The following is a 1,811-nucleotide window of genomic DNA, read 5'->3' as shown; positions in this document are numbered from 1 at the left end:
TCATGGTGTGCCTGGTGTCAGGCATGGGGTGCTCCGTAGGTGGGGGTGTGGTGGGTGGTGAGGGTTTTGCCGTTGCCGAGGTACATGTGGACGCCGCAGGGCAGGCAGGGGTCGAAGCTGCGGACGGTGCGCATGATGTCGATGCCTTTGAAGTCGTCGGGTCCGTTCTCTTCGAAGATGGGCTGGTTTTGTACGGCGTCTTCGTAGGGTCCGGGGGTGCCGTGGGTGTCGCGGGGGCTGGCGTTCCAGGGGGTGGGTGGGTAGGGGTGGTAGTTGGCGATTTTGTGGTCGCGGATGACGAGGTGGTGGGAGAGGACGCCGCGGACGGCTTCGTGGAATCCGCAGCCGATGGCTTCTTCGGGGACGGTGAAGTTTTCGTAGACGTGGGTGTCGCCGGCGCGGACGAGGGTCATGGCTTCGTCGAGGAATTGGAGGGCCATGGCGGCGGCGTAGGCGATGAAGTAGGGGCGGGCGCGGTTGCGTTCGAGGGTGTTGGACCAGCGGGGGATGTGCCATTCGAGGGTGGTTTCGGGGAGGGTGGGGCCTTTGGGGAGGGTGATTTTGACGCTGTGGCCGGTGGTTTTGATGTAGGGGGTGTCGACGAGGTTGGACAGGGCGGTGGACCACAGGCGGGCGAGGGGGCCGCCGCCGGTGTCCAGGGCGAGGTGTTTTCCGGTGTCGGGGTGGTGCCAGCGGGGGGACATGACCCAGCTGTAGTTGCCGGTGAAGTCGCGTTTTTGGGGGTGGGGGATGGTGGTCTGGTTCCAGGGGTGGCGGATGTCGATGGGGTTGCCGGCGGGGTCGTGGGTGACGAAGGGTTCCTGGGTGGTCCAGTCGTCGTAGTAGGAGGAGCCGAGGAGGATGCGCAGGCCGAGGTTGATGTCGATGAGGTTGTTGGTGACGAGGTTGCCGTCGACGATGATGCCGGGGGTGACGTACATGGCTTTGCCCCAGGTGTTCATCGTGGTGTAGCGGTAGTCGACGATGTCGGGGTTTTGGAAGGCGCCCCAGCAGGCGAGTTGGATGCGGCGGTTGCCGACTTCTTCGTAGCCGGGGAGGGCTTGGTAGAAGAAGTCGAAGATGTCGTCGTTGAGGGCGACGGTTTGTTTGACGAAGTCGATGACGTGCATGAGGCGGCTGAGGTAGTCGGTGAAGAGGGTGGGTTGGGGCATGGTGCCGACGCCGCCGGGATAGAGGGTGGAGGGGTGGACGTGGCGGCCTTCCATGAGGCAGAACATTTCGCGGGTGGTGCGGCTGATTTTGAGGGCTTGTTTGTAGAGGGTGCCTTCGAAGGGGTTGAAGGCGCGCATGATGTCGGCGATGGTGCGGTGGCCGTGGAGGTGGGCGCGGGGGGCGGGGGTGTTCTCGGCGCGGGCGAGGACGGTGGGGTTGGTGGCTTTGACCATGGCTTCGCAGTAGTCGACGAAGACGAGGTTGTCCTGGAAGATGGTGTGGTCGAACATGTATTCGGCGGCTTCGCCGAGGTTGGTGATGTGTTCGGCCAGGGGTGGGGGTTTGACGCCGTAGGCCATTTGCTGGGCGTAGTTGGAGCAGGTGGTGTGGTTGTCGCCGCAGATTCCGCAGATGCGGGAGGTGATGAATCCGGCGTCGCGGGGGTCCTTGCCCTTCATGAAGACGGAGTAGCCGCGGAAGAGGGAGGAGGTGGAGCGGCATTCCACCACTTCCCGGTTGGCGAAGTCGATTTTCGTGTAGATGCCCAGGTTGCCGATGATGCGGGTGATCGGGTCCCAGGACATGTCCACGATCTGCGCCGGTCTGCGCTGCCCCGCACGGGACTCGGTAGCCGTCAT

1 protein-coding gene is annotated in these 1,811 nt (G+C 63.9%); it reads right to left on the bottom strand.

Features of this window, described 5'->3' with window-relative positions; all coding sequences use genetic code 11:
• Window positions 1–17: 17 nt before the first annotated feature.
• Window positions 18–1,811 (bottom strand): nickel-dependent hydrogenase large subunit (locus ACI2LW_RS33660; RefSeq protein WP_404735054.1); only part of this gene is annotated, 1,794 nt, incomplete at its 5' end.

The sequence above is a fragment of the Streptomyces sp. NPDC004065 genome (assembly GCF_044903565.1).
In the GTDB taxonomy this organism is placed as follows: Bacteria; Actinomycetota; Actinomycetes; order Streptomycetales; family Streptomycetaceae; genus Streptomyces.
Note: the sequence above shows the minus strand (reverse complement) of the source record. Positions and strands in the feature narration are given on the sequence as shown.